Source organism: Acidobacteriota bacterium (assembly GCA_035529075.1).
Classification (GTDB): Bacteria; Zixibacteria; MSB-5A5; order GN15; family FEB-12; genus DATKXK01.
Genome location: DATKXK010000018.1, coordinates 71,620 through 96,302 on the forward strand (window position 1 = coordinate 71,620; position 24,683 = coordinate 96,302).

A 24,683-nucleotide genomic window follows, 5' to 3' on the forward strand; every position below is an offset into this window, starting at 1 on the left:
GTATGTTAAAGAAATGTGGGAGAAAACCGATAACCCTTAAGGTATGGAAGAGGATTTCCTGATCCAGGACATCAAGCAGGCCGAGACTCAGCGCGAGACTCGGAGAATCCTTCAGAAGAAGGAGTGCAAGCCGCTCTGGCGGGAGTACGTCGAGACCGCCGTAATTGCGCTGGTGGCCGCGATCCTCCTGAGAATCTTCGTTGTCTCGGCCTACCGCGTCAATTCCGCGTCGATGGAGGACGCCCTGCAGGTCGGCGATTACATCTTTGTCAACAAGCTGGCCTACCAGTACGGTAGCGGGCCGAAGGTCGGGGACATCATCGTCTTTAAGTATCCCAACAATCCGAACAAGGATTTCATCAAGCGGATTGTGGCGATGCCGGGCCGGACGGTCGAGATCGCGGACAAGGTGCTGTACGTTGACGGCGAGATTGCAGCGATTCCCCCGCTCTCCAAGCACATCGACAGGCGGATTATCCCGGGCGATCTGTCGTTCCGGGACAACTTCGGCCCCTATACTGTCCCGCCCGGGCACTACTTCGTCGTCGGCGATAATCGCGATGACAGCCGCGACAGCCGCTTCTGGGGCGGGGTGCCGGAGGAAAACATCAAGGGCAAAGCCGTCTTCGTGTACTGGTCCTGGCAACCGGATCCTGATCCCCCCGGCTGGGGGTTTCCGTACATTATCGATGCCGTGCAGTGGATGGGTCATATCCTGGTGGGCTTCCCCACTCACATCCGCTGGGATCGGCTCGCTACGGCGCTGTAATGTCGCTTGGCCTTTACCTGCACTTTCCATTTTGTCACAACCGGTGTCTCTACTGCGACTTCTACAAGGAATTGCATGATCCGGCCCTGGAGAGCCGCTTCTACGAGGCGTTGCGAATCGAGACCGAACTGGCTGCAGTGCAGTCCGGCACGTCCGACCATGAGGTGGCCACTATTTACGTCGGCGGCGGAACACCTTCGCTGACTTCCCTGGAGTTGTTCGGAACATGGCTCCGGCAGGTGAAGTCAGTGTTTCACGTGTCGCCGCAGGTCGAGTTCTCGTTTGAGAACAATCCTGAGTTTGTCATCCCGGAGTTGCTGGCCGGCCTGAAGGACCTGGGCGTCAACCGGCCGACATTCGGCGTTCAGTCATTCAATCCTCGCCTGTTGCATCTGCTGGATCGAAGGCACAGTCCCGACGACTGTCACAGGGCGATTTACCTGGCCAACACGCTTGCCTTCGAGAACTACGGCGTCGATCTCCTGTTCGGCATTCCTCACCAGACGTCCAAACTGCTGTCGGCCGATCTGGACCAGCTTGTCGATCTGGACCCGCCGCATATCTCATTTTACCAGTTGACCGTTGAGGATGGAACGCCCCTGCAGGAGGATGTCCGCGTGGGCAGACTGACGGTGCCGGGTGACGAATTGACCACGGCGCATTACCGGGCGGTAACGGAGACCCTGCGAGACGCCGGATACGAACGGTACGAGGTCTCCTCGTTTGCAAAACCGGGCTGCGAGTGCAAGCACAATCTCCGATACTGGACCGGCGACGATTACCTGGGCCTGGGACCGTCGGCGCATTCTTTCATACAGGGCCGTCGGTTTGCCAACAGGCGCAGCGTGACGGATTATATCGATTCACTGGCGCGCGGCCGTCGCCCGCTGGTAGTGGACGAATCGGGCACGGAGCAGCGCATGCTCGAAACGATCATGCTCAGCCTGCGCACGGCGCGAGGGATCAATCGCCGGCGGTTCAGGCAGCGGTTCGGCCACTCCCTGGAGGAACGCCTCGATCGCACTCAGTATGACATGTTTGTCGAATCCGGCCATCTCATTCCCGACCGGGGCAGTCTGCGGCTGTCGGACGATGGCATACTGGTCGCGGATGAAATCACGCGCCGGCTGATCAGGTGATCCCTGCCAGCGCGACACCATGTGAAATCCGTTGGGAACCCGTCGGGGCGTCCGTCGCGCCGGTGGGCATACGGCGGGAGCGCCTTCCCGGCCGGCCATTTGTGATTGTACACCAGGCACTTCCTGTTATATTGACCCGGTATGGATTTCTTTGACGAAGACAAGGCCGATACTCAGGCGGATCGTCCTTCCGTAGCCCCGCTGGCTGACCGCGTCCGGCCGCGTTCGTTTGACGAGTTTGTCGGTCAGCAGAAAATTGTCGGCCCCGGGACGCCGCTGCGAAAGGCCATCGAGGAGGACAAGGTACCGTCGGTCATCTTCTGGGGGCCGCCGGGATCGGGCAAGACGACCCTGGCGCGCCTTTTTGCGAATATGACCAGAGGCCAGTTCGTGCCGTTTTCCGCCGTTGCCTCGGGCATCAAGGAGGTCAAGGAAGTGCTGACCAAGGCGGGCAGTTACTACCGGATGTCGGGGCGGCGAACCTACGTCTTCATCGATGAGATTCATCGTTTCAACAAAGCTCAGCAGGACGCCTTTCTTCCGTACGTCGAGCGGGGCGACATCGTTCTCGTCGGCGCCACGACCGAAAACCCGTCCTTCGAAGTCAACAGCGCCCTGTTGTCGCGGATGCGGGTCTACGTGCTCGAGCGGCTGTCCGAGAACGATATCGCCGGTGTTGTCCGGCGGGCGCTGGCCGACGGTGAAAGAGGTCTGGCCTCAACGAAGCTGACGCTCGAGGAGAATGCGTTGACCGCCATTGCCGCTGCGGCCGATGGTGACGCGCGGCGGGCGCTGTCGCTGCTGGAAGCGAGCGCGGCGTTCGTGGGTAAGGGCGGTACCATTACGACCGAAACCGTCAGTCAGGTCAGCCTGAAGACTTCCCTGCTTTACGACAAGGGGGGCGAGGAGCACTACAATATCATCTCGGCGCTGCACAAGACAATTCGCGGAGGCGACCCGGATGCCGGCTTGTACTGGCTGGCCAGGATGCTCGAATCCGGGGAGGACCCGCTGTACATCGTGCGGCGGCTGGTGCGCTTTGCCGCCGAAGACGTGGGCCTGGCCGACCCGTTTGCCCTGACTCTGGCTATCAGCGTCCGCGACACCTATCACTACCTGGGCTCACCTGAAGGCGATCTGGCGATTGCGGAGCTGGTCGTCTACCTGGCCTGTGCGCCGAAGTCAAACGCTGTCTACACGGCTTTCGACCGGGCCAGGGAAGATGCCGCCGCGAGTGGATCGCTGCCGGTGCCGCTGTGGATTCGCAACGCGCCGACCGCGTTGATGAAGGCCCTAAACTACGGTAAGGGCTATAAGTACGCTCATGAATACGAAGGCGCCCTGACTGACCAGGAGTATTTTCCCGAAGAACTGGCAGGACGGCAGTACTATCACCCGGGCGCGGCCGGGCGCGAGGCAAAGATCAGTGAGTATCTGAAGAAGTTCCGCGAGTTCCGTCGTCGGGCCGGGGAGTCGTCTGCGGCCCCGCGCAGGAAGAAAGGCTGAACCGGCTCGTTCGGCCGAGGGTTTAACAGGTAGCATATGCGAACGTTTCAAGTTGCCATCTGGTTGCTGGTCCTGCCGCTTGTTGCCAGCGGTGCTTCGCTCCTGGTTCCCATGGACAGTTCCCAGACCGATCACCTCAAGGCCTACGGGGTGGTTTACAAGTCGCTGGAGAAGGGACACAAGGCCGAGTGGCTTCTCAACTACCGCAACGGTTCATTTCTCATCGACTACTCACCCGAAGCGTCAGACGTCTGCCTGCTCATGGGCGTCAGGGCAATCAAGGTGACCTCGGGACAGGTGGCCGATATTTACCGGCAAATCGAGGTCGAGAACATGGAGCGGGTCGAACTGGAGAAAGCGCCTTCGATTGCAGTCTACTCTCCGCCCTCGCTTCAGCCGTGGGATGACGCGGTGACGCTGGCGCTGACGTATGCCGAAATCGACTACGATATCGTCTGGGACGAAGAGGTACTCTCCGGCGTTCTCGAGGAATACGACTGGCTGCACTGCCACCACGAGGATTTCTCGGGTCAGTACGGCAAGTTCTACGCTGCCTTCCGCAACCAGCTATGGTACCAGGCGGACGTCCGGGCCAACGAGGAGATGGCCCGCAAGCTCGGCTACGATAAGGTGTCTCACCTCAAACGGGACGTCGCCAAGACTATTTATGATTACGTGCGTCGCGGGGGGTTCCTGTTCTCGATGTGCTCCGCGCCGGAGACGATGGACATGGCCCTTGCCGCCGACGGTGTGGACATTGTCCCGGGAGAGTTCGATGGCGACCCGCCCGATCCCGGCTGTCAGTCACGGCTGGATTACGGCAGGACCTTCGCCTTTGAGAATTTTGAGGTTTCTATTGATCCCATGGTTTACCGCCGGTCCGATATCGATACCTACCCGGACCGCCTGGTCCGTTTTCCGACGCCGCAGCAGGATTTTTTCTTCCTCTTTGAATTCTCCGCCAAACTCGATCCCGTTCCCACCATGCTGACACAGGACCACGTCAGTACGATCAACGGATTCATGGGGCAGGTAACGGGATTCAGAAAGTCGCTGGTGAAAAAGCACGTGATTGCCCTGGCTCAGCCGGACAATTTCGATGAGGTCCGCTACATCCACGGCAACGTCGGGCGAGGCACTTTCACTTTTCTCTCCGGGCACGATCCCGAGGACTACCAGCATATGGTGCACGACCCGCCGACGGATCTGTCGTTGCACAAGGATTCACCCGGCTACCGCCTGATCCTCAATAACGTGCTGTTTCCCGCGGCCAAGCAGAAGGAACGCAAGACGTAACCTCCGGCCGAAGCGGGCGGATCGCCGCCGGCTTCACCGTTGATCTGCCGGTCCCGGGTGCACGCCCGGGCGTACGTTATTCTCTCAATGTCGCCCTGCCTGAAGCGGTCCTGATCTCAATCACCGGTGAATCGCCGCCCCGGCTGAAGGACTTCCTGACGTACTCGTCACGATCGCCCCGCCGCCGATAAGTCTCTTCGTCGTCGAAATCGAACGGAGAGACGATTCGCCCATGGCGGACCTTGGCGACGAACTCGAAGTATCCTTTTACCGGGTTTCCGTTGTAGTCCAGGCTTGCCCTTCCGCTGGCCGAGCCCAGGGAAACGTCGGACTCGGGCGTGTCCGCGAGTTTGACTCTTACGCTGCCCGACGCCGACGAAAATGAGCTGGGTTCCGCAATGGATACGTTCGAAACGTCGACATCACCGGACGCGGTGCTGAGATCGAAAACTCCCCCGCAATCCCTGATGTCGATGTCGCCGGAGGCGACACCGACCGAGAAGTCACCGGTCAGGTTCTCCACGGTGAAGTTTCCCGAGGCGGAGGAGAATTCGATGCGCGTATCGTCCGGCACGGTCAGCACCCAGGTTGACGAGCCGCTGTTGGATCTGCGCATCACCTCGGTTAGTTTGAGCACGTCGCCGCGCTCACGAAATGTGGGCTCAAAGGATCCGCGCGGCGAGTATGAGTGTTCCAGTTCGACCTCAACACGGTCGGTATTTCCCTTCTTTACGATGCAGTCGCCGCTGACGGTTTGCAGGTCAATGGCCGTTATGCCTTCGTACGTCTTGACAATCCGATCGTCATCCCCTGTCCCTGCGCTTACGCCAAGGGCCAGGGCGACTACTGCCGGCGGGATGAAAAGTTTGCACAGACATTTCATATAGTTTTTCTCCTCGCGATAGTCACACCGCGCTTCGTGATGAGCGGTGTGCCGTCCGCATGGGTTCCTCCTGCTCTGGTTGGTAGTACGCGTCGATGCCGGAAAGGTTGCCGATGACACCGGGCCGGAGCGACCGGTGTTTCTTTTTGACTTGAACATTTCACGTGCTTAGTTTACAGGTATGGCGAGCCGGGAGAACCGCACATACCTGGGCATCGACTACGGGGCGCGTCGAATCGGTCTGGCCAAGAGCGACCCGACCGGTCTGATCGCCTCGCCGCTGACAACCCTTGAGGTGAAATCAGCCGCCGATGCCCTGAAAAAGCTGTCGGCAGTGATCAGCGAATACTCGCCGGACGGCCTCGTGTTCGGTTATCCGCTGCATGACTCCGGGGAAAAAAGCGACAAATGCCGCGAGGTCGATGCCTTTATAAAGCGCCTTGCGGCCGAGTACGGCGGTCCGATCTACCGGGTCGATGAAGGACACAGTTCGCGCGAGGCCGTTTCTATCATACACGCTCACGGCAAACAGGCCGGCAGGAACAAGAAACTGATTGATCGCCTTGCAGCTGTTGTGATTCTCCAGCGGTTTCTCGATGAGCAACCCGATCAGTCCCATGGGAGGTCGCAATCATGAGCTGTCATCACGGGCGGGAGCGGTGCTATGTCTGTTGTTAAGCGTGGCCTGCTCGTCATCCTGATTCTTCTGGTCGCGGCCGCCGGATACGTCCTGTATGCGTATTACGGAACGGTTGACCTCGGCGACAGAACGGTATCAATCGTCATCGAACCCGGTGACGACTTCACGGAGGTGGCCGGGCGATTGCTCGAACGGGGCGTGGTGCGGTCACGAATCATGCTGCGTTATCCGGCCAGGCTGCGCGGTGTCGATCGCCGGCTGACGCCGGGGCGGTATGACTTCAAGGGCGGCAATTCCTGCCGTTCGGTGCTTGACCGGCTGGCCGGGGCCGACTTTCTGCGGGTCCGGGTGACTGTCGCGGAGGGAGCGCCGATATGGAAAGTCGCTTCGATCCTGGCTGATCAGGCGCAGGCGGACTCGGCCGCAGTGCTGGACCTGAACCGGGATTCGGTCTTTCTCGCCTCGCTGGACCTGCCGTATCTCGAGGGTTACCTGTTTCCCGAGACGTACTTCTTTGCGTGGGGCAGCACGACCCAGGAGATGGTGCAGGACATGGTGGCGATGTTCCGTTCCCAGTGCGATACGATCTGGTCCGATTCCGTCCACAACGGTCTGAGCCGGGATGAAATTGTCATACTGGCCTCGATAATCGAGGCCGAGGCCGGGCTGGACGAGGAAAAGCCGCTGATCGCGTCCGTCTACCACAACCGGCTGCGACAAGGGACGAAACTCGACGCCGATCCCACGGTAATCTACGGCCTGGGGGGACTTGACCGGCCCCTGACGACGAAAGACCTCCGCGCAAGCACGCCGTATAACACTTATCGCAGACCGGGGCTGCCGCCCACGCCCATCAACTCTCCCGGCCTGGCGTCGTTGCGCGCGGCTCTCCATCCCGACAGCACCGACTATTACTACTTTGTCGCCGACGGTACTGGAGGGCACCGGTTCTCGCGTACCAACAGGGAACATATAAACGCGCGCAACGAGATCCGGCGTTCCATGCGACAGCAGGGGGGGAAGTAGAAGCACCGGGCGTTATGCAGAAGTGGGAATTGTCGCGGTAATTCTGGCCGCAAACCGTGCGGCGACCCGGTCAAGCAGGCCGTCTTCGAACAGCGTGAAGGCCGTCGGCTCGTCCGAACTGTACCCGATGATGCCGACGACCGTGCCCTCGTGCTTGAGCGGCTGCAGGACAAAAGAGCGGGTGTCACCTCCGAGCAGGAGGTTTCGTTCAAACGGGTTACCGCTGAAGAACTCGCGGCAGCTTTCGGTGTATGTCACGCCTCCCTCGGCAACTTTCTCGAACAGCGACGACGCGGACGGCAGGCGAAGTGAGAGGTTCTTGCGGGTTCTCCTGGGGCTGAAGCTGGCCGTGGCGATAAACCTCGTTCCGCCGGACTCACGAACCGCTAACAGCCCTCGCGTGATGGGGTACATCTGCTGCAGCTTGCGGGTAACCAGGACGAACATGTCCGGCAGGTCAATCCTGTCCGGAAGCCAGGCATCGAGGTTCACGGACCACGAGGCCCCGCGATTCGACGACATGCGGTCGGGGTCGTGCCTGTGTCGACTGTCGATCATTTTGACTCCCGCGCCGACGGCGTTCAGTGGCTGACCAGTTCCCGCCTGAGATCGTACTTCCGTATTTTGCGCCAGAGCGTGGTGCGGCCGATTCCGAGTTCGGTGGCGGTCCTCGTGTAGTTCCAGTTGTTGTCGTTAAGGGCATTGACAATGACGGATCGCTGGCTGCTGTCCATCAGGTGACCTTTCAGGTGGAGCGACCTTCGCGCCGGTCCCGGTTCCTCACCGGCCGGTTCGCGACCGGCGGAGACGAAGGAGATATCGTCAACGCTCAGTTCGCCGCCGCTGCAAAGGGCGATGCCTCGCCTGAGCGTGTTTTCCAGCTCGCGCACGTTGCCGGGCCAGGTGTGACTCCTCAGTCGGTCAACGGCCGGCCGGCTGACGGCTACCGGCTGCCTGTCGGTCTCCCGGCAGATCTTCCGCACCAGGTAGTCGATGAGGATTTCGATATCCTCGGCCCGTTCGGCCAGGGTGGGAAGATTCAGCGGTATGACGCTCAGCCGGTAGTACAGGTCCTGGAGAAGCTCCCCGTCGGCAACCATTTTGGCTAGGTCATGACTGGTTGCGGCCACGACGCGAACGTCAACCCGCCTGGATGTCGACGCACCGAGGGGGCGGACTTCCGAATCGGACAGGAAGCACAGGAGCTTTGCCTGCACCGATGCCGGTATGCGACCGACCTCGTCCAGAAAGAGCGTTCCGCCGTCGGCCTCCTCCAGCAATCCCGGCCTGCCGGGTTTCGCCGACGCGTGAGAACCCGCAACGCAACCGAAAAGCCCTGACTCCAGCAGCGATTCGGGAATGGCCGCGCAGTCTGCGGTGACGAACCTCTTGTCCCGGCGGTCGGAGTGGTGGTGGATGGCGCGCGCGAACAGTTCCTTGCCGGTGCCCGAGGGCCCGGTGATCAGAATGGTGATGTCGGTCGCGGCGATGCGCCGTGCTGTCTCCTTCAACTGCGTAATCTGTTTGGAGATGCCGATGATGTTGTCGAAGCCGTATGACATGGCCACGTGTTCGCGAAGAACCGTGAGTTCGCGCCGCATCAGCCTCAACTGCACGGCCTTTCGTACTGTCAGCAGCACCTGATCATCCGAACACGGTTGTACGAGGTAGCCAAAAGCTCCGTCGCGGACGGCGTCCTCGGCGGCGTCGACCGATTCCGGTGCCGCCAGCAGAATGAGCTCGCTGCCCGGATAGCTTTCCCTGATTTCTCTGACTATCTCAGGCCCGGGGGCGCTGCGCCCGCGAATACCGGCGAGAATGACATCGGGCGTTATCCCTTTGACGACGCTCGTGCCTTCAGCCGTCGAAACGGCTTCGTGGACACGGTGGTGCGGACCGGTGAGAAGTCCGGCCAGTGCCTTCCGCGGCGGACCGTCGTCATCGATGACCAGGATCTCGATATTGGTGTTGCCTGTTTTGGAATCCATATCGTTTGCTCTTCAGCAGGGGATCTCGGCCGTGGTTACCAGCCTGTGATCACCGGCCCCGCCCTGGTGTGACACGCTGATACTCATCAGGTCCGCCAGGCGGGTGGTAAATTTCTTCCAGTGCGAATGAGGTTCAAGGGAGCTCCCCGGTCCGATCGGGGTTGTCTCGCAGCAAATGGTGATTGAGCGCACGGCCGCCGAACCGGAACAGGTGATGGTCGTCCGGGTTGGGCGGCTCATTCCTCCAAGGTGCGAGCGGATGAGGGCCTCAAAGAAAAACGTGAGCGCCTGCGCCGGGGCGACGACCGTGGCCGGTGCCGCCGGCGTGGCTATTTCAATAGAGCTTTCCCGTGCCAGCCGGGATCTTACCAGTCCCACCGCCCGCTCCAGCTCGTCTGCCGGCGCGAGCCGGCACTTCTTCAGTTTCTGAAAATCGGACAGCAGACTCATCCGGGTCAGGTACCTGTCGAGTTCCGCCGTTTCCGTGCGGACGATGCGAGGCAGATCGGAAAACTCGCGGGATCGGTGGTCCACGTGCAGACTGTCCAGATGCCACGCGGCGGACGTGACTGCGGCTATCTTGCCGCGCATGCGGTGGATAAAGAAATCGAAAAGGGACCGGTCCTGCTGACCCGCATCCGTCGTGCGCCGCTGCAGCGAGACCAGAGTGAGGCTGACGGAGCCGTGGCCGATGTTATCGAGCCGAAACGACAGGTCGGGGAAGGCCCTGGACAGGTCGCGCTTGAGTTCACTGTACTCCATGTCCACCAGTTGCGCGGCCACTCGCTTCAGGAGACTGCAAAGCGGTTCGTTGGCGGCCATTACTTGTCCGGAGTCGCGGTCGACGACCATGATCGGAGTCGCCCCGGCAAGGGCTGCGTCCAGTCCGGGAATAAGCATGCCGGCACGCATACCGGCTTTCCGGAACCGGAAAACAAGGTCACCGAAAGGCCTCTGGTACCGGCGATCTCGAGGCGCGGCTTCAGAACACACCAGGCCGAGCACGATCGGGCTCGGCACGGCGGGATCCAGAACGGCCGTGTAAACGTGGTATCCACTGGCACTCCACGGTTCCTCGGAGCGGACTCGGTGCCAGAACGTGGCCGTGGAACCTGAATTGAGCGTAGTCTCTGCCTCCCGGAGTGGAAGGACGTTCAGGCCGTCGGGATGCGAGAAACGACCGTTATGGAACAGGAAGCACGTGGAGGTTTCGTCGGTAAGGCAGTTGAGCAACTCCCGGTCGCCGGGCGTCAGCCGGCCACGGAGGTGCAGTCCCAGAAGCAGACTTTCAATACGAGCCGGCAGGCCGGCTTGAGATACAGGCTCGGACGGTTTCTGGTTTTCGCGCCGCGGCAACGTTGCCGCGGCGTGCAATTGCGGTCCGCTGATGTCGATCTCGCGCTCCTGTTTCACATTGAGACACCTGTTTCTATAATCGGTCTATACCGGCGGCTCTTTAGCATGTTTGGAGATTGTCTCGCAATACCGAACCTGATTTAACCTTGACGGCCATCGGCAGGGGCCATATCTTTATCCATGCCAATCTCAAGTAAGCAGGTGGAACACGTAGCCCGCCTGGCGCGGCTTCATCTGTCCCCGGAAGAGGTCGCGCAGTTCAGCCGTGAGCTTTCAGTTATCCTTGAATACATCGATCAGCTCCGGTCCGTGGACACCGAGGGCATAGAGTTGCAGGATCGGCCTGCCGGTATGAGGCCCGTGCACCGCGAGGACGAAGTGTGCCCGTCTCTTCTGCGCGAGAAGGCGCTGGCCAGTGCTCCGGATCAAGACGGCGAGTATTTCCGGGTTCCCAGGGTTATCGGATGAAAAAACCGGGCGTGCTGGCGGTTATCCCGGCTCGATTGAGATCGACGCGGTTTTCCGGCAAGGTGCTCTATCCTTTCCGGGGCAAGCCGCTTCTCTACTGGGTTTGGCGCGAGGTTCGTCGTTGCAGTCGGATCGACCGCCTCGTCGTGGCCACTGACGATCGCGAGGTACATCAGGCGGCTGAGGCGTTCGGTGCCGAGGTCATGAGAACCTCAGCCCGGCACCGGACCGGCACAGACAGGGTGGCCGAGGTCGCGGAAGTGCTGGGCGGAAAGCTGATCATCAACGTTCAGGCGGACAATCTGGGTTTGAAACACGCCGTCCTGAACCGGGTCATTGACCGGATGAACGAACATCCTGCGATCCCGGTCGCGACTCTGGCCCGGCGGATTGAGACGGATGATGAGTTGTTCAATCCCGGCCTGGTCAAGGTAATTATCTCCGAAACGGGTGAGGCGCTGTGGTTCTCACGATATCCGCTTCCCTATCTGCAGGGGGCCGATGGCCGCCGGCGGGCCGGGCAGTTCGGGTTCTACGCGCATATCGGCGTCTATTTCTTCAGGCGGGCGGCCCTGCGCGCTTTCGCCCGGTCCAGGCGCACGGCCCTTGAAAGGGCTGAATCGCTCGAGCAGTTGCGGATCCTCGAGCGCGGTGGCAGGATACGGGTGTTCAAGACCGCAATGCGTTCCGTATCGGTGGATCGACCGGAAGACGTGAAAAAGCTGACTGTCTTATATAAGTAAGGATCCTGTATGTCTGAAAGCGGCAGTACCAAGTACGTCTTCGTCACCGGCGGAGTGGTTTCGTCGCTGGGCAAAGGGATTGCGGCTGCCTCGCTGGGTCTTCTGCTGCAGCGGCGGGGTCTGAAGGTCCAGAACATCAAGCTCGATCCCTATCTCAACGTTGACCCGGGAACCATGAATCCTTTTCAGCACGGCGAAGTGTTTGTTCTTGACGACGGTTCCGAGACCGATCTCGACCTGGGTCACTACGAACGTTTCCTCGACCAGTCGCTCGAGAAGGGGAACAACGTCACGACCGGGCAGATCTACCATACTATCATTACTCGGGAGCGCCGGGGCGACTACCTCGGAGCGACGGTCCAGGTTATTCCTCACGTGACGGAGGAAATAAAGGTTCGGATCAGGAATCCCAGCCGGTCGGCGGACAGGCCGGACGTGATAATTGCGGAGATCGGCGGCACGGTGGGAGATATCGAATCTTTGCCGTTTCTGGAGGCGATCCGTCAAATCGGCCTGGAAGAGGGCACCGGCAACGTCCTGTACGTCCACGTGACGCTGGTCCCGTACATTCCGACCGCCGGAGAGTTCAAGACCAAGCCGACCCAGCACTCGGTCAAGGCGCTCCGCGAGATCGGTATTCAACCGAACATACTTCTGTGCCGCTCGGCAACGTCGATTACCGACTCACTCCGTCAGAAGATCAGCCTGTTCTGCTCGGTGCCGGCTCGTTCCGTGATTGCCGCGCGTGACGTGTCGACGGTGTACGAGGTGCCGCTGGAGTTCCACGAGCAGAAGCTCGACGACATCGTCGTGGGGCATTTCGGTTGGGATCTTCCCGAACCTGACCTGAGGGAGTGGGAAGGAATCGTGGAGAAGATCAAGAATCCGCGCCGGCGGATCAAGATCGGTATCTGCGGCAAGTACGTGAATCTGAAGGATGCCTACAAGTCGATCATCGAGGCCTTCGTTCACGCCGGCGTCGCCAGCGAGGCCGAGGTCATCCTGGTCTGGGTCAGTTCCGAGGAGATCAAGAAAGGCGGGGCGGAGAAGTTCCTTCACGATGTCAACGGCCTGTTGATCCCGGGCGGTTTCGGCGAGCGCGGAGTGGAGGGCAAGATCGAGGCCATCCGCTACGTCAGGGAGAAGAGGATCCCCTTCCTTGGGATTTGTCTCGGGATGCAGTGCGCCGTAATCGAATTCGCCCGGAACGTCTGCAACCTGAAGGACGCCCACAGCTACGAGTTCTACCGTGACCTGAAGCATCCGGTGATTCACCTGATGGCGGATCAGGAGGGTGTGGCCGAACTTGGTGGAACCATGCGACTCGGCAAGTACCCATGCCGCATCGCTGACGGCACCCGTTCCCTGGAGGCTTACGGCACCAAAGACATATCCGAGCGACATCGCCACCGCTATGAGCTTAACAACGCCTACCGGGAGATGCTGGAGGACAACGGCTTGGTGATCGCCGGCGTGTCTCCGGACACGCGCCTGGTCGAGATAGTCGAGGTGCCGGGTCACCCCTGGTTTGTCGCCGTGCAGTTTCACCCGGAGTTGAAATCGCGGCCCACCAAGCCACATCCGCTGTTCAGGGAATTCGTCAGGGCCGCCGTGATGCACGGCGAAGGCAAACAGCAGCGGGCATCAGCCGGGAGGGATCGTTCCGCTGACGTGTCCGCCGCTGCGCGCAAAGAAGCCGGCGGTTTAGATCAATGACAGAGATTCAGTCGGGGCGATTGTCCTTGGCGGCTATCTTCTTACCGCGCAATCAATTCAAGGCGAACGAAGCGGTGTTACCTGTTGACAGCGCGCGGCCTTTTCGTTATCGTTCGAATCCGTTTCAAGGCTGAAAGCGGCGGTTCCGCAAATGCATATGTTGTCACTTGCACTTTTTCTCCTGGTCACGAGGCCGACCTTTGACCTGGGCACCGAATCAGAAGCCAGACTCGAGCGGGATACTGTCTGGCAGGCTCGGGGTGAGCAGTTCTACGATGAGCCGATTGACCCGGACATGTATTTAATCAGGCCGGGCGAACTGTTGCGAGTGACGTTCATCGGCACTCAGCTACCCCCTCTGCAGTTGGCGGTTGATGCAGAGAGCCGGATCGTTGACCAGAATCTGGGCGTGGTAGATCTTGCGGACCGCACGCTGAGTGAGGCGCGCGGCCTCTTGACTCAGGCCATGGCGCGGGTATATAACACCGGCGAGGCGGCTGTCTCGGTGAGCGATCCGTATCCGGTGGTGATCCGGGTCTCAGGAGCGGTGAACCGGCCGGGCCGGTACCGCGCGTACCTGTCGCAAAGGGTATCAGATATCATTGACTCCGCCGGCGGCATCGCGCCCGGAGGTTCAGCCAGACGGCTTCGGTTCGTCAGTCCGCGCCGGGAGGTGCCCGTCGATCTTGATCAAGCGGTCATGACGGGTGATCCCGGAGCCGATCCCTGCCTGTATGCCGGTCTTCACGTTATCGTCCCGCCCCGTTCGACGACGGTGGTGCACGTGCTCGGGGCTGTCAGCAACCCTCGGGAAATCGAGCTTATCGGCGGCGAAAGCCTTGATCAACTGCTGGCTCTGGCGGGCGGCCCGCTGGCCGACGCCGACGTCGGTTCCAGTTACCTTGTCAATGACTCCGGGCGAAATCCGCTGATGCCGGGCAGCATCCGCCCCGGCGATTTCATTATGGTCCCGACCGGTTCGGCAGGGGCACGAGCCGGGGATGTCATACTCGTTGGTGCCGTGGCCAGGGTCGGGCGGTATCCGTACCGTGACGGTATGAGTCTCTCCGATCTTTTGACCCTGGGTGGTGGCGCGGCAAAACGGGCGAATCTCTCCCGCGTGACCATCTTCCGCAAGGCGGAACCGGACGTTTGGAGCCGGCGTGAAGCCGCGCGCTACCCGCTTTCGCCGGCTGCGGAGGCTGATGTCGATGCCGGTGCCGTTATGCTCAGGCCGTCCGACTCGGTCTTCGTCCCGGTTCGGCTTGGCTACGTGAAAGTGAGCGGAGAAGTGCGCTATCCCGGGTTGTACGAGTATCGTTCAGGCAAGGCCGCTTCCTACTACATCGGCAGCGCCGGCGGCACCACCGGTCGGGCGGAACTCTGCACGGTGCATCTTTTCGATCGCGTCGCAGAAGTGACCGGCCGGATTTCTCTCCAGTCGGCGGTCCGGGACGGCGACGAAGTGGTGGTCAGGTGTTCGGAGGATCGGCCGTGAATCAGAATTCGTCAACCAACCTCTGGTTGTTCCTCGAAGTGCTGGCGGCCCGGCGCGTCCTGATTATCACGCTCGTGCTCGCAGGTGCGATTGTCTCGGCTGTCGTGTCCTTGTTTCTCCCGGCGTGGTACGAGGCTACTGCGCTGGTGTTCCCGTCCCGGGAAATGATGGCGCCGGTTACGGCGTCGAAGAATCTGACCGACATCGCTTCAATTACCGGCGGCATCGAGTTACCGGTCATGGTTACGCCGTCCGACATGTACGCCCGGCTGCTCAAAAGCCGGGCCGTTACGTCCGCCATTATTGAGCGCTTTGACCTTAAGGCCCGCTACGGGGCGGGAAGTATGTACGAGGCGAACGAGCAATTGCTCAGGCATGCCCGCTTCCGAGTGACCGAGGAAGGTCTGGTGGGCATTAGGGTCGAGGATCGAGATCCCGAATCGGCCGCCACCATCGCCAACGCTTTTGTCGACGAACTGAACTCCCTGCACCAGCGAATTGTCTCTCAGCGCGCCCGGCGGAGCCGGGAATTCATCGAGGCCCGGCTGGCTGAGGTCAGGACACAACTGGACGAAACGCGGCGCGAGCTGGAGCAGTTTCAGATCGAGAACCGGGCGCTGGATTTCGATGAGCAAACCCGGCTGGCGATCGATCAGGCGGCGGAGTTGAAGGTCGAACTGGCAAGAGTGGATATCGAGATCGGCCTGGTCGACGAGGTGCTGGGCTCAGATAACCCGCAACTGGTCGACCTCAGGAAGCGCCGGCGCAGCATCGTTCGCCAGCTCGAAACGCTGGAATACGGCGGCAGTGACAGCTCCTACTTCTCCTTGCCCCTGGCTGCGATTCCGGGCCTGAGGGGAACATATGAGTCCCTCCTGGGTCGCGTCGAAGTGAGTGAGACGGTGCACAAGGCGCTGCTGGAACTGTATGAACAGGCCAAGATTCAGGAGAGTGCCAAATCGACGCCGCTATCCGTCCTTGACCGGGCGACCGTGCCGGAGATACGCAGCCGTCCGCAGCGGACCTTGATCGTGTTGGGCAGCACCGGCGTGGTGTTCGTTCTGGCCCTTCTGCTCGCGTCCTTTCTGGCCTACCTCGAACGGTTGCGGCAGACCCGGCCCGATGATTACGCGCGGGGGCTGCGGTTTGTCGATGCCTACCTGGGGTGGCTGCCCGGCGTCCGTCGAGCATCCAGGGACCGGACGCCGTAACCATGCGGTCGCAGGAACTGTCCCCGGCCGGTGGCGACGGCGTAACCAACCGATGGTCGGTCCGGACCTGCAAATGAGGTCTTCAAATGGAAACGTCCGTTATATCACCAACCGCCAGCCTGGGTCCTGACACCAGGTGTGGTGAATTCTGCCACATCGGGGACGCCGTCACGATCGGCGCCGGCTGCCGGATCGGAAGCCACGTGGTCATCCACGAGGATACGGTCATCGGCAACAACGTCCGCATCGACGACGGCGCCGTGATCGGTAAGCGTCCGATGCGGGCCGTTATCTCGGCGGTCACTGAGGATCGGGAATTGCCGCCAACCCTGGTCGGCGATAACGGTATAATCGGTACCGGTGCCATTGTCTACCGGGGATGCGAGATCGGGAAGAACGTCCTGGTTGCTGACCTGTCGACCGTTCGAGAAAACGTCACGGTTGGGGATTTCTCGATAGTCGGCCGAGGCGTGGCGATTGAGAACCACTGTAAGATCGGACGATACGTAAAGCTGGAAACCAACGTCTACATCACGGCCTACTCTGAACTGGCCGACCGGGTGTTTGTCGCTCCCTGCGCCGCTACGTCCAACGACAACTTTGTCGGACGCACCGAGAGACGCTTCAAGCATTTCAAGGGGGTGACGGTCCGTAAGGGGGGTCGTATCGGCACCAACGTGACCGTCCTGCCCGGCCTGACCGTCCATGAAGATGGTCTCGTGGCGGCCGGGGCGGTGGTTACGAAGGACGCGCCGGCCGGAAGAATCGTCGCCGGAATCCCGGCCAGGGTGCTGCGCGATGTGCCGGCTGAACAGTTGCTGGAAAACCAGGGGTGGGAGGACTGAGGCAGGATTATGGCTGTACCTCTATTGGATCTGACCAGGCAGTACTCATACTTGAAGCCTGAACTCGACCGGGCGGTGCTCGACGTGCTGGCGCACTCCAGGTTTATCCTTGGCCCGGAAGTCACGCACCTGGAGAGTGAAATCGCCCGTTTGTGCAAGGTGGACCACGGAATCGGCGTGGCCTCGGGGACCGATGCCCTCATGATCGCCCTGCGGGCGGCGGGTGTGGGACCCGGTGATGAAGTGATCACGACCGATTTTTCGTTTTTCTCGACGGCGAGTGTAATCGCGCGCGTCGGCGCCACTCCGGTGTTTGTGGACATTGAGCCGGACACGTACAACCTTGACGTAACGCTGATCGAGCAGGTGGTGACGGATCGGACCAGGGCCATCATCCCCGTTCACCTGTTCGGCCAGCCGGCCGACATGGACGCCGTCATGGAAGTAGCCGCGAGGCACGACCTTAAGGTGATCGAGGACGCTGCACAGGCGATTGGTGCCGAGTACAAGGGGCGTCCGGCCGGGTCCATCGGGGATTTCGGTTGCTTCTCGTTCTATCCCACCAAGAATCTCGGCGCGGACGGCGATGCCGGTATGATCGTCACGAAGACGCCGGAACATGAGACGCTGTGCCGGTCGCTGCGCGCCCATGGAGAGAACCCAAAATACTACCACCAGTTTATCGGCTACAACTCCCGGCTGGATACAATGCAGGCGGCGGTCCTGCTCGTGAAACTGCCGTACCTTCGCCAGTGGTCGCAGATACGTCGCGAGCACGCGAGGCGGTATGACGAAGCGTTTGCCGATGTGCCGGACCTGGTGACGCCCGCGGTCAGGGAGTATGCCACTTTCCACATCTACAACCAGTACACACTGGCCTCGACCAGGCGGGATCAGGTCGTGGCGGCGCTCAAGAAAGCCGGTATCGGCTACTGTGTCTACTACCCGGTGGCCTTTCACGCCCAGACCTGCTTTGCCTCGCTGGGATACAAACCGGACGAGTTTCCGGTGTCCAGCCGGGCCGCCTCGGAGGTTTTCTCCCTGCCGATCTATCCGGAGTTGACGGCCGAGGAACAGTCCGAGGTAATCGATGCCGTGCGGCGGGCACTGGCTTAGGCAACCATTTCGGGAATCCCGGTTATCGGGGGAGAATCACTCTTGGCAGCAGGGCGAGTAGTTGTCTTCGGATGGGCCGAATCGATTCACACGAGGCGCTGGGTCGAAGGGATGGCCTCGCGCGGTTTCCGGGTGAAGCTCATCTCGTTGGGCGGGCGAGCTCTACCGGGCGTCGAGACCGTCATTCATCGACGCGCCGGTAGGCGCTCTTACCTGTTGTGCGCGGGCGCGGCGGCACGGGAAGCCCGGGACTTCGGTCCTGATCTCGTCCACGTTCATTACGCGACCGGGTTCGGTCTCTGGGGTCTTGCCGCACGGCACGCGCCGACACTGGTATCGGTGTGGGGCACGGACGTGGAGGCAGGTGCCCCCCGCTGGTTCCTGCGTCCGTTGGTCCGAAAAGTGCTGCGCCGGGCGGCATGGATCAGCGCCACCAGTGAGTACCTCAAGCGAAGGGCCGTCCATCTTGTGCCGGAGGCTGCCGAGAAGATAACGGTCATCCCGTTCGGTGTCACGGTGGGGGAGAAGCCTCCGGCGTTTCCGGCCGATGATACGATACGAATCTGCTTTATGAAATCCCACCGTCGGGTCTCGGGACCGGACATTCTCCTGAAGGCCATGGCAGAGGTAGTCACCGAAATTCCGAACGTCCGCCTGTCGATAGCCGGATCGGGCCGTATGACCCCGCACCTCAAACGGCTGGTCCGCTCCTGCAATCTTGAGGACCGGGTGAGCTTTGTCGGCCACCTGGAGCCTGATGAAGTGGGCCGGTTTCTGGAAGGACACCATTTCATGGTCATGCCGTCTCGCAGGGAATCGTTTGGCGTTGCGGCGCTTGAGGCGGCAGCCTGCGGTCGTCCCGTGATCGCGTCCGACGTCGGTGGTGTTCCCGAGGTGGTCCGCCACGACCACACCGGTATTCTCGTTCCCGCCGGTGATGTCGATCGGCTGGCCCTCGCGATAGTCGAGTTGTCCCGGGACGCTCAGCGGCGGCAGCGGCTGGGTGGCGCCGCCTTCGAGTTCGCGCGAGCAAAATATCCCTGGGAAAAATCGCTTGACATGATGTCCTCCCTTTATGAACGGTTAATCGATGAAAGCTGAGCGCATTCCGCTTTACGATCTCACCCTCTCCAGGAGGGCTATCAGGGAAGTCACTGACACGCTGTCGTCGGGATGGCTGACAACCGGTCCCAAGGTCAGGGAGTTTGAAAAGGCGGCGGCGTCATACCTGGGTGTTCCGTATACGGCCGCGCTGAGTTCGGCGACGGCCGGATTGACTCTGAGTCTCAAGACGGCCGGAGTCGGGGGCAGAGAAGTCATCACCTCGCCGTTCACGTTTATCGCCACGGTGGAGGCAATCCTGCGCAGCGGAGGCACGCCGGTCTTTGCAGACATCGACCCCGAAACGCTCAATATCGATCCCCGGGACGTGGCCGGGAAAATATCAAAGCGCACTGCCTGTATTCTGCCGGTGGACATCGCAGGCTACCCGGCCGATTACAGGCAACTTCGCCGCCTGGCCAGGCAGCATGCGGTTTCTCTCCTGGCCGATTCGGCGCACTCCTTCGGTGCCGTCTACCGTGGGAAGTCCATGGCCAGGCTGGCTGATGCTGTGGTTTTCTCCTTTCAAGCCACCAAGAACCTCACCTGCGGAGAGGGCGGCATGGTGGCCTCGCGCTCGAAGTCATTCGTGGAGCGGATCAGGCTGCTTTCCCTGCACGGCTTGAGTGCCGGGGCCTACCAACGGCGGTTGAAGCGGCGGTGGGAGTACGACGTCAGCGATCTCGGGTTCAAGGCCAATCTGTCGGACGTGCACGCAGCCATCGGACTCGGGCAGATGGCGGAGTTTGGCAGGAACCAGGCCAGACGGACGGCTATTGCCGGTCGCTACGTCAGAAATCTTGACGCCTTAGGCGACTACCTGGCCCTGCCGCGACCGGTGTCCTGGGTGAGCCACGCCTGGCATCTGTTCATTATTCGGCTGCATCTGTCTCGTCTGAGCATCGACCGCAACCGATTCATCGCGCTGATGGCCCGGCGCGGCGTAGAGTGCGGCGTGCACTACCGGCCGGTTTTCGCCTTTTCCTTTTATCGGCGACGCGGCCTGAGTGAGCGTCGGTGGCCCAATGCGGCCCGGGCCGGGCGCTGCGTGGTGTCGCTGCCGATGTACCCCGGATTGAAAATGGCGCAGGTTGATTATATCTGCGACAGCATCGCCGAAATCGTGATGACGCACGCCCGGTAGGAAGCCGGGGCATTCTTCACCCGCATCTGCCGGTGCCTGTTGTCTGCACCGGCAAAATTTTGTATAAATTGTCTATGCCGGCAAACCTTCCGCCACAGTATTACGAGCTGGAGCGCGAGTTCCGTGCCGAGAAGGACCCGAGGGAAAGGCTCAGGCTGGCCCAGGAGTTGTTGAAAATCATGCCCAAACACAAGGGCACCGACAAACTCCAGGCCGACCTGAAAGCCAAAATAGCCAAGCTGAAGAAGCAGATCGAAGGAGGGGACAGACAACACGGCGCGCATCAGGCGCCAGCGCACGATTATATCCCCAGCGAGGGGGCCGGGCAGATCGTGTTGATCGGACCGCCCAACTGCGGCAAATCTTCCCTGGTCGACGTTCTGACCAACGCCACGCCGCTGGTTACGGATTACCCGTATGCGACGCGCGAGCCGCTCGCCGCGATGATGACGTTTGAGACGGTTCAGATACAGTTGATTGACACTCCTCCCATTTCTCACGATCTGTATGAGAACTACATGAGCAACCTGGTGCGCAACGCTGACCTGGTGGCCCTGGTATGCGACCTCTCTAATCCGGCCATGAACGACAATCTGAGCACGGTGTTGCGACAGCTGGAAGAGAAGCGCATACTTCTTCGCCCGCGGGTCGAGGAACAGCCGGAAGACCCCCGCTTCTGTGCCAAGAAGACGATTTTCATCGCTCACAAGGCCTACGAGGACGAGTCGGGGGAAAAGCGGGCGTTTCTGGCCGGTCGGTTCCCGGGATTCGCCATGTTCGCCACTTCGATAATCGATGATGAGTCCCTGCAGGCGCTGCGTCGCGGGATGTTTGAGGCGCTCGGCATCATCCGCATCTACACCAAGCAGGTGGGCAAAGAGGCGGAACTCGTGAATCCGGTTATACTCCCGATAGGGGGAACGGTCGAGGACGCCGCCCTGAGCATACACAAGGATTTTGCCCAGCGCCTGAAGTTCGCCAAGGTCTGGGGTGTCGGCAAATTCGACGGTCAGCGCGTGCACAGGGATTATCGGCTTTCCGACGGAGATATAGTCGAGTTCCATATCTGACCTGTCGCATCCAATGGGTCAAATAGGACTTGACATTGCCGGAACCTGCGGCCAAAATTACCCTGATGGAACGGGCACCGCGTTTTAACTTCCACGATGTCCTCTGGGCTCCCGCCCGGGCGCTCTCGGCCAAGCAGATTTTTTCCATGACGGTCTTTCTGGTCGCGGCGCTGCTCGTCTATGACCTGTTCTACTACCTGGCCTTTCTTATAGACGGCGAGCCGCTGGGGATCGCATTCTCGGCCTACGGTCTCTTTCCGTTCGTTGACTTTGCGTTCAACGGCCCGGCGGCACGAATATGCTTCCTGGTCGGCGTTACGCTGTCGCTGTTTGCGCTGATGCTCGGCTTTTTCGCGGTAGCGTCCATCAATGTGGAAGCGGTGCGCGGTAACCGGTTTTTCTCGGCGCGGGGCGCCGTTCGCTTTGCCCTGGTCCGCTTCCGCCAACTGTTCCTGTCCGAGTTGACCATCGTCCTTTTCGTGGCCTTTATTGTCCTGTTGTTTTTCCTGCTCGGGCTGGTCAGCCGCATTCCGTTGATCGGTCAGTGGCTGTACACGCTCCTGTTTGTCGTGCCGAACTTCATTGTGGCCCTGTTTTCGGTTTTTATCATCTTCGTCTTCACGCTGACCATCCTTCTTCTGCCGGCGGTGGCGGCGGCCGAACGTGAGGGTGAAACGTTTGCAGCCATCCTCGAGACTTTCTCGACTGTCATCCGCCAACCCTTCCGCTGGGCCGGGTACACGGCCTACTCTTTCGTGGCGGCCAAGGTGTGCAGCTTCCTCTATGCCTATTTCTGTTACCGGGCGGTGCAGTTCATGGTCTGGGCCAGTTCGCTCGGCGGAGGCGACGCCCTGGAGCGGCTGGTCAGGTCCGGCCTCGGTCACCTTCCGGTCAGGGAAGACCTCGTTCGGGAGCTGCTCAACGTCTTCCCGGGAGTCCCGTTCGGCATTTCGGTTCTTCGGTGGCGCTGGGACGGTTCCGATCAGGCGGTGAGCTACCTGATGGCGGTCATGCTGTTTCTCGTCTTCGCGACCGTGGCGGGGTACCTGCTGGCGATAGTCGCGGCGGCGCAGGCTCGCGGGTACGTGGCGTTGCGGTACATCAAGGACCAGTACAGTATTGCCGACGAAGACCCGCTCTTCTTCACGGATGAGCACGTCAACCCCGAGGTTGTGGAAACGGACGTGCACCCCGGCACGTCGGACAACGGCAGTCCCTCATAGGTTTCAGGCTTCCCCTCATGCAAACCATCCGTTTCGTCAAGCGAATGCAGCGAGTCGCCCGAGGGCTGGCCGCCGAGGGCAGGACTATCGGGCTGGTGCCCACCATGGGGTCTTTGCACGAGGGGCACCTTTCGCTGATTCGGCGGGCGAAAAAGGCCGCCGACGTGGTTATCACCACCATCTTTGTCAACCCGACCCAGTTTGAGCGCGGCGACGACCTGAGCCGATACCCGCGCGATGAGAAGGGAGATCCGCGCAGGATCCGGGCCGCCGGCGGCGATATTGTCTTTGTCCCCGCAGCCTCGGAGATCTACCCGGCCGATTACCAGACCTGGGTGACGGTGGACCAGCTGACCCGGACGCTGGAGGGAGCCTCGCGGCCGACGCACTTCAGAGGCGTGACTACGATTGTGGCCAAGCTGTTCAATATCACGCGTCCCGACGTGGCCGTGTTCGGCATGAAGGACTACCAGCAGGCGGTGGTGCTCCGTCGCATGACGCGCGACCTGGGCTACCCGATCAAGTACATTATCGCGCCGACCGTGCGGGAACGCGACGGCCTGGCGATGTCTTCCCGCAACAGGTATTTCGACGAGGCCGGCCGGCGCGAGGCGCTGTGTCTGTACTACGCGCTCACGTCGGCCCGCGAGTTGGTCAGAAGCGGCGTGACATCCGCCCGTCTGATCGAAAAGGAAATGCGCGCCGTGATAACGGCCGCCTGTCCTTCCGGTGCGATTGATTACATCGCCTTCACCGACTTTTCCAGCCTCGAGCCACTCAGGACGATTGGTCGGGGCGCGATCTGTTCGCTGGCCGTGCGGGTCCGCGGGGTGCGCTTGATCGACAACATGAAACTGATATGACGGCGCCGCGCCTGCTGCTTTTTCCGCTTGACGATTCTGCATTCTCGTATAGATTACCCGCGAATTGACACTCGTCGGGAGCAAGGCATGACGTCAAAGGCGAACATTGGCATAGACTCACCGGGAGTAAACGTCGCCGTCGTCAGGAATGACGCCGACGGCTGGAAGTTCCTGGTGCTCAAGAGGGCGGAGCGCGAATCCTACGGCGGGTACTGGGGATTTCTGAGCGGCGGCAAGCAGGGCGATGAGAAGGTGGCGCAGGTCGTCGTTCGCGAACTCAAGGAAGAGACCGGACTGAGCCCGACCGCCATCTGGGCCACCGAGTACGTTGTACAGTTCTACGAGCCGGAGTTCGATCGTATCTGGATATTGCCGCTGATCGTAGCCGTTGTCCCTGCCGATTCGGCCGTCAGGCTGTCACCTGAAAACAGCGAGTATGAGTGGCTCCCGCCCAGGCGTGCGAAACTCCGGGTGAGTTGGAAGAACCTGGCCAGGGCTGTCGAGGATGTCAGCGCGGAACTGGAGATATATCCGGCCCGCAACTGGGTCGAGATCCGGCCCTGAAAATCGCTCCCGAGTGGGAACCCTGTGGGGCGTTTAGAGTTACACGGTACATCCGGTTCGGACTCGCGGCCGGGGGTTGACGGGGTCACGGAAAGTGTTATATTCGGCTGGTGTTCTGGACTTTGTGACGGGTTAGCGTAACGACATGCTTATCTCAGTCTGCAAATCGAAAATCCACCGGGTGACAATCACTGATTGTAACCGGGACTACGTCGGATCTATTTCCATCGATGCCGACCTTATCAAACGGGCGGACCTTGTACCGTACGAGAAGGTATTGGTGGCCAACGTCACCAATGGAGAGCGTTTCGAGACGTACGTTCTGGAGGCGGAACCCGGCAGCGGGACGGTAGCTCTGAACGGAGCGGCTGCCCGCAAGGGGGACAGGGGGGACCTCGTAATCATCATCGCCTACGGGCTTGTCGACAAGAGTGAAGCGAGCGGATTCAAGCCCGTGATCGTCCACGTCGACGGGAATAATAAGCCGACCGACCGCTGAGTTTACCCGACGACGTCCA

The 24,683-nt window shown here is 60.8% G+C and carries 24 protein-coding genes; 20 read left to right on the forward strand and 4 right to left on the reverse strand.

Going from position 1 to position 24,683, the window contains the following annotated elements; genetic code table 11:
• Positions 1 to 43 precede the first annotated feature (43 nt).
• The 4 genes from lepB (at position 44) to VMY05_11910 (ending at position 4,710) form a co-directional block, all read left to right on the forward strand.
• Complete coding sequence (gene lepB / locus VMY05_11895) at positions 44 to 769, forward strand: signal peptidase I (protein HUV31774.1); 726 nt, start codon at positions 44 to 46, stop codon at positions 767 to 769.
• Positions 769 to 1,908 (forward strand): radical SAM family heme chaperone HemW, encoded by a 1,140-nt coding sequence (gene hemW, locus VMY05_11900; protein ID HUV31775.1) that lies wholly within the window; start codon positions 769 to 771, stop codon positions 1,906 to 1,908. Before lepB ends, hemW begins: the two co-directional genes overlap by 1 nt.
• Before the next feature lie 141 nt (positions 1,909 to 2,049).
• Positions 2,050 to 3,414 carry a replication-associated recombination protein A gene (locus VMY05_11905; GenBank protein ID HUV31776.1) on the forward strand — a complete coding sequence of 455 codons (1,365 nt, stop codon included), beginning with the start codon at positions 2,050 to 2,052 and terminating at the stop codon, positions 3,412 to 3,414.
• A gap of 36 nt (positions 3,415 to 3,450) precedes the next feature.
• Positions 3,451 to 4,710, forward strand: coding sequence for an asparagine synthetase B (locus tag VMY05_11910; GenBank protein HUV31777.1), 1,260 nt, complete (start codon positions 3,451 to 3,453; stop codon positions 4,708 to 4,710).
• 76 nt (positions 4,711 to 4,786) lie between these two features.
• Here VMY05_11910 and VMY05_11915 read toward each other — a convergent pair whose 3' ends face one another.
• Positions 4,787 to 5,593, reverse strand: a complete 807-nt coding sequence (locus VMY05_11915) for a DUF4097 family beta strand repeat-containing protein (protein HUV31778.1) — start codon at positions 5,591 to 5,593, stop codon at positions 4,787 to 4,789.
• A 181-nt stretch (positions 5,594 to 5,774) separates the two neighbouring features.
• Here VMY05_11915 and ruvX point away from each other — a divergent pair, with 181 nt between their 5' ends.
• Both ruvX and mltG read left to right on the forward strand, forming a co-directional pair.
• Positions 5,775 to 6,230, forward strand: a complete 456-nt coding sequence (gene ruvX / locus VMY05_11920; protein ID HUV31779.1) for a Holliday junction resolvase RuvX — start codon at positions 5,775 to 5,777, stop codon at positions 6,228 to 6,230.
• Positions 6,231 to 6,257: 27 nt separating this feature from the next.
• Entirely contained in the window at positions 6,258 to 7,259 is a 1,002-nt protein-coding gene (mltG, locus tag VMY05_11925; protein ID HUV31780.1) for an endolytic transglycosylase MltG, read from the forward strand.
• A gap of 12 nt (positions 7,260 to 7,271) precedes the next feature.
• Here mltG and VMY05_11930 read toward each other — a convergent pair whose 3' ends face one another.
• From VMY05_11930 to VMY05_11940, 3 genes are read right to left on the reverse strand one after another with little or no spacing between them, the layout of a single operon-like run.
• Entirely contained in the window at positions 7,272 to 7,817 is a 546-nt protein-coding gene (locus VMY05_11930) for a GAF domain-containing protein (GenBank protein ID HUV31781.1), read from the reverse strand.
• A 23-nt stretch (positions 7,818 to 7,840) separates the two neighbouring features.
• A complete protein-coding gene (locus VMY05_11935; GenBank protein ID HUV31782.1) occupies positions 7,841 to 9,247 on the reverse strand; it encodes a sigma-54 dependent transcriptional regulator in 1,407 nt (468 codons plus the stop codon).
• A gap of 12 nt (positions 9,248 to 9,259) precedes the next feature.
• Positions 9,260 to 10,660, reverse strand: coding sequence for a hypothetical protein (locus VMY05_11940; protein HUV31783.1), 1,401 nt, complete (start codon positions 10,658 to 10,660; stop codon positions 9,260 to 9,262).
• Between the two features lie 123 nt (positions 10,661 to 10,783).
• Here VMY05_11940 and gatC point away from each other — a divergent pair, with 123 nt between their 5' ends.
• From gatC to panD, 14 genes are all read left to right on the forward strand, one after another.
• On the forward strand, positions 10,784 to 11,071 hold the full coding sequence (gatC, locus tag VMY05_11945; GenBank protein ID HUV31784.1) for an Asp-tRNA(Asn)/Glu-tRNA(Gln) amidotransferase subunit GatC: 288 nt from the start codon (positions 10,784 to 10,786) through the stop codon (positions 11,069 to 11,071).
• A complete protein-coding gene (gene kdsB, locus VMY05_11950; protein HUV31785.1) occupies positions 11,068 to 11,814 on the forward strand; it encodes a 3-deoxy-manno-octulosonate cytidylyltransferase in 747 nt (248 codons plus the stop codon). Before gatC ends, kdsB begins: the two co-directional genes overlap by 4 nt.
• 9 nt (positions 11,815 to 11,823) lie before the next feature.
• Positions 11,824 to 13,530: a CTP synthase gene (locus VMY05_11955; protein HUV31786.1), complete on the forward strand. Its 1,707-nt coding sequence runs from the start codon at positions 11,824 to 11,826 to the stop codon at positions 13,528 to 13,530.
• 157 nt (positions 13,531 to 13,687) lie between these two features.
• On the forward strand, positions 13,688 to 15,028 hold the full coding sequence (locus VMY05_11960; protein HUV31787.1) for an SLBB domain-containing protein: 1,341 nt from the start codon (positions 13,688 to 13,690) through the stop codon (positions 15,026 to 15,028).
• Positions 15,025 to 16,239, forward strand: coding sequence for a Wzz/FepE/Etk N-terminal domain-containing protein (locus tag VMY05_11965; GenBank protein HUV31788.1), 1,215 nt, complete (start codon positions 15,025 to 15,027; stop codon positions 16,237 to 16,239). The genes VMY05_11960 and VMY05_11965 overlap by 4 nt, the downstream gene beginning before the upstream one ends.
• 86 nt (positions 16,240 to 16,325) lie before the next feature.
• On the forward strand, positions 16,326 to 17,084 hold the full coding sequence (locus VMY05_11970) for an N-acetyltransferase (protein ID HUV31789.1): 759 nt from the start codon (positions 16,326 to 16,328) through the stop codon (positions 17,082 to 17,084).
• A gap of 9 nt (positions 17,085 to 17,093) precedes the next feature.
• A complete protein-coding gene (locus VMY05_11975) occupies positions 17,094 to 18,200 on the forward strand; it encodes a DegT/DnrJ/EryC1/StrS family aminotransferase (GenBank protein HUV31790.1) in 1,107 nt (368 codons plus the stop codon).
• A gap of 42 nt (positions 18,201 to 18,242) precedes the next feature.
• Entirely contained in the window at positions 18,243 to 19,301 is a 1,059-nt protein-coding gene (locus VMY05_11980) for a glycosyltransferase family 4 protein (protein HUV31791.1), read from the forward strand.
• Positions 19,291 to 20,445: a DegT/DnrJ/EryC1/StrS family aminotransferase gene (locus tag VMY05_11985; protein HUV31792.1), complete on the forward strand. Its 1,155-nt coding sequence runs from the start codon at positions 19,291 to 19,293 to the stop codon at positions 20,443 to 20,445. The genes VMY05_11980 and VMY05_11985 overlap by 11 nt, the downstream gene beginning before the upstream one ends.
• Positions 20,446 to 20,519: 74 nt before the next feature.
• A complete protein-coding gene (locus tag VMY05_11990; GenBank protein ID HUV31793.1) occupies positions 20,520 to 21,515 on the forward strand; it encodes a GTPase in 996 nt (331 codons plus the stop codon).
• 35 nt (positions 21,516 to 21,550) lie between these two features.
• Positions 21,551 to 22,738 (forward strand): hypothetical protein, encoded by a 1,188-nt coding sequence (locus VMY05_11995; protein ID HUV31794.1) that lies wholly within the window; start codon positions 21,551 to 21,553, stop codon positions 22,736 to 22,738.
• Between the two features lie 17 nt (positions 22,739 to 22,755).
• A complete protein-coding gene (gene panC / locus VMY05_12000; GenBank protein HUV31795.1) occupies positions 22,756 to 23,601 on the forward strand; it encodes a pantoate--beta-alanine ligase in 846 nt (281 codons plus the stop codon).
• Positions 23,602 to 23,688: 87 nt separating this feature from the next.
• Positions 23,689 to 24,165, forward strand: a complete 477-nt coding sequence (locus tag VMY05_12005; GenBank protein HUV31796.1) for an NUDIX domain-containing protein — start codon at positions 23,689 to 23,691, stop codon at positions 24,163 to 24,165.
• A 145-nt stretch (positions 24,166 to 24,310) separates the two neighbouring features.
• On the forward strand, positions 24,311 to 24,664 hold the full coding sequence (gene panD, locus VMY05_12010) for an aspartate 1-decarboxylase (GenBank protein ID HUV31797.1): 354 nt from the start codon (positions 24,311 to 24,313) through the stop codon (positions 24,662 to 24,664).
• The last annotated feature ends 19 nt before the right edge of the window (positions 24,665 to 24,683 follow it).

Excerpts from the sequence above, each read along its gene's own strand:
- lepB (HUV31774.1), top strand. The coding sequence starts at position 44 with ATGGAAGAGGATTTCCTGATCCAGGACATCAAGCAGGCCGAGACTCAG.
- hemW (HUV31775.1), top strand. The coding sequence starts at position 769 with ATGTCGCTTGGCCTTTACCTGCACTTTCCATTTTGTCACAACCGGTGT.
- VMY05_11905 (HUV31776.1), top strand. The coding sequence starts at position 2,050 with ATGGATTTCTTTGACGAAGACAAGGCCGATACTCAGGCGGATCGTCCT.
- VMY05_11910 (HUV31777.1), top strand. The coding sequence starts at position 3,451 with ATGCGAACGTTTCAAGTTGCCATCTGGTTGCTGGTCCTGCCGCTTGTT.
- VMY05_11915 (HUV31778.1), bottom strand. The coding sequence starts at position 5,593 with ATGAAATGTCTGTGCAAACTTTTCATCCCGCCGGCAGTAGTCGCCCTG.
- ruvX (HUV31779.1), top strand. The coding sequence starts at position 5,775 with ATGGCGAGCCGGGAGAACCGCACATACCTGGGCATCGACTACGGGGCG.
- mltG (HUV31780.1), top strand. The coding sequence starts at position 6,258 with ATGTCTGTTGTTAAGCGTGGCCTGCTCGTCATCCTGATTCTTCTGGTC.
- VMY05_11930 (HUV31781.1), bottom strand. The coding sequence starts at position 7,817 with ATGATCGACAGTCGACACAGGCACGACCCCGACCGCATGTCGTCGAAT.
- VMY05_11935 (HUV31782.1), bottom strand. The coding sequence starts at position 9,247 with ATGGATTCCAAAACAGGCAACACCAATATCGAGATCCTGGTCATCGAT.
- gatC (HUV31784.1), top strand. The coding sequence starts at position 10,784 with ATGCCAATCTCAAGTAAGCAGGTGGAACACGTAGCCCGCCTGGCGCGG.
- kdsB (HUV31785.1), top strand. The coding sequence starts at position 11,068 with ATGAAAAAACCGGGCGTGCTGGCGGTTATCCCGGCTCGATTGAGATCG.
- VMY05_11955 (HUV31786.1), top strand. The coding sequence starts at position 11,824 with ATGTCTGAAAGCGGCAGTACCAAGTACGTCTTCGTCACCGGCGGAGTG.
- VMY05_11960 (HUV31787.1), top strand. The coding sequence starts at position 13,688 with ATGTTGTCACTTGCACTTTTTCTCCTGGTCACGAGGCCGACCTTTGAC.
- VMY05_11970 (HUV31789.1), top strand. The coding sequence starts at position 16,326 with ATGGAAACGTCCGTTATATCACCAACCGCCAGCCTGGGTCCTGACACC.
- VMY05_11975 (HUV31790.1), top strand. The coding sequence starts at position 17,094 with ATGGCTGTACCTCTATTGGATCTGACCAGGCAGTACTCATACTTGAAG.
- VMY05_11985 (HUV31792.1), top strand. The coding sequence starts at position 19,291 with ATGAAAGCTGAGCGCATTCCGCTTTACGATCTCACCCTCTCCAGGAGG.
- VMY05_11990 (HUV31793.1), top strand. The coding sequence starts at position 20,520 with ATGCCGGCAAACCTTCCGCCACAGTATTACGAGCTGGAGCGCGAGTTC.
- panC (HUV31795.1), top strand. The coding sequence starts at position 22,756 with ATGCAAACCATCCGTTTCGTCAAGCGAATGCAGCGAGTCGCCCGAGGG.
- VMY05_12005 (HUV31796.1), top strand. The coding sequence starts at position 23,689 with ATGACGTCAAAGGCGAACATTGGCATAGACTCACCGGGAGTAAACGTC.
- panD (HUV31797.1), top strand. The coding sequence starts at position 24,311 with ATGCTTATCTCAGTCTGCAAATCGAAAATCCACCGGGTGACAATCACT.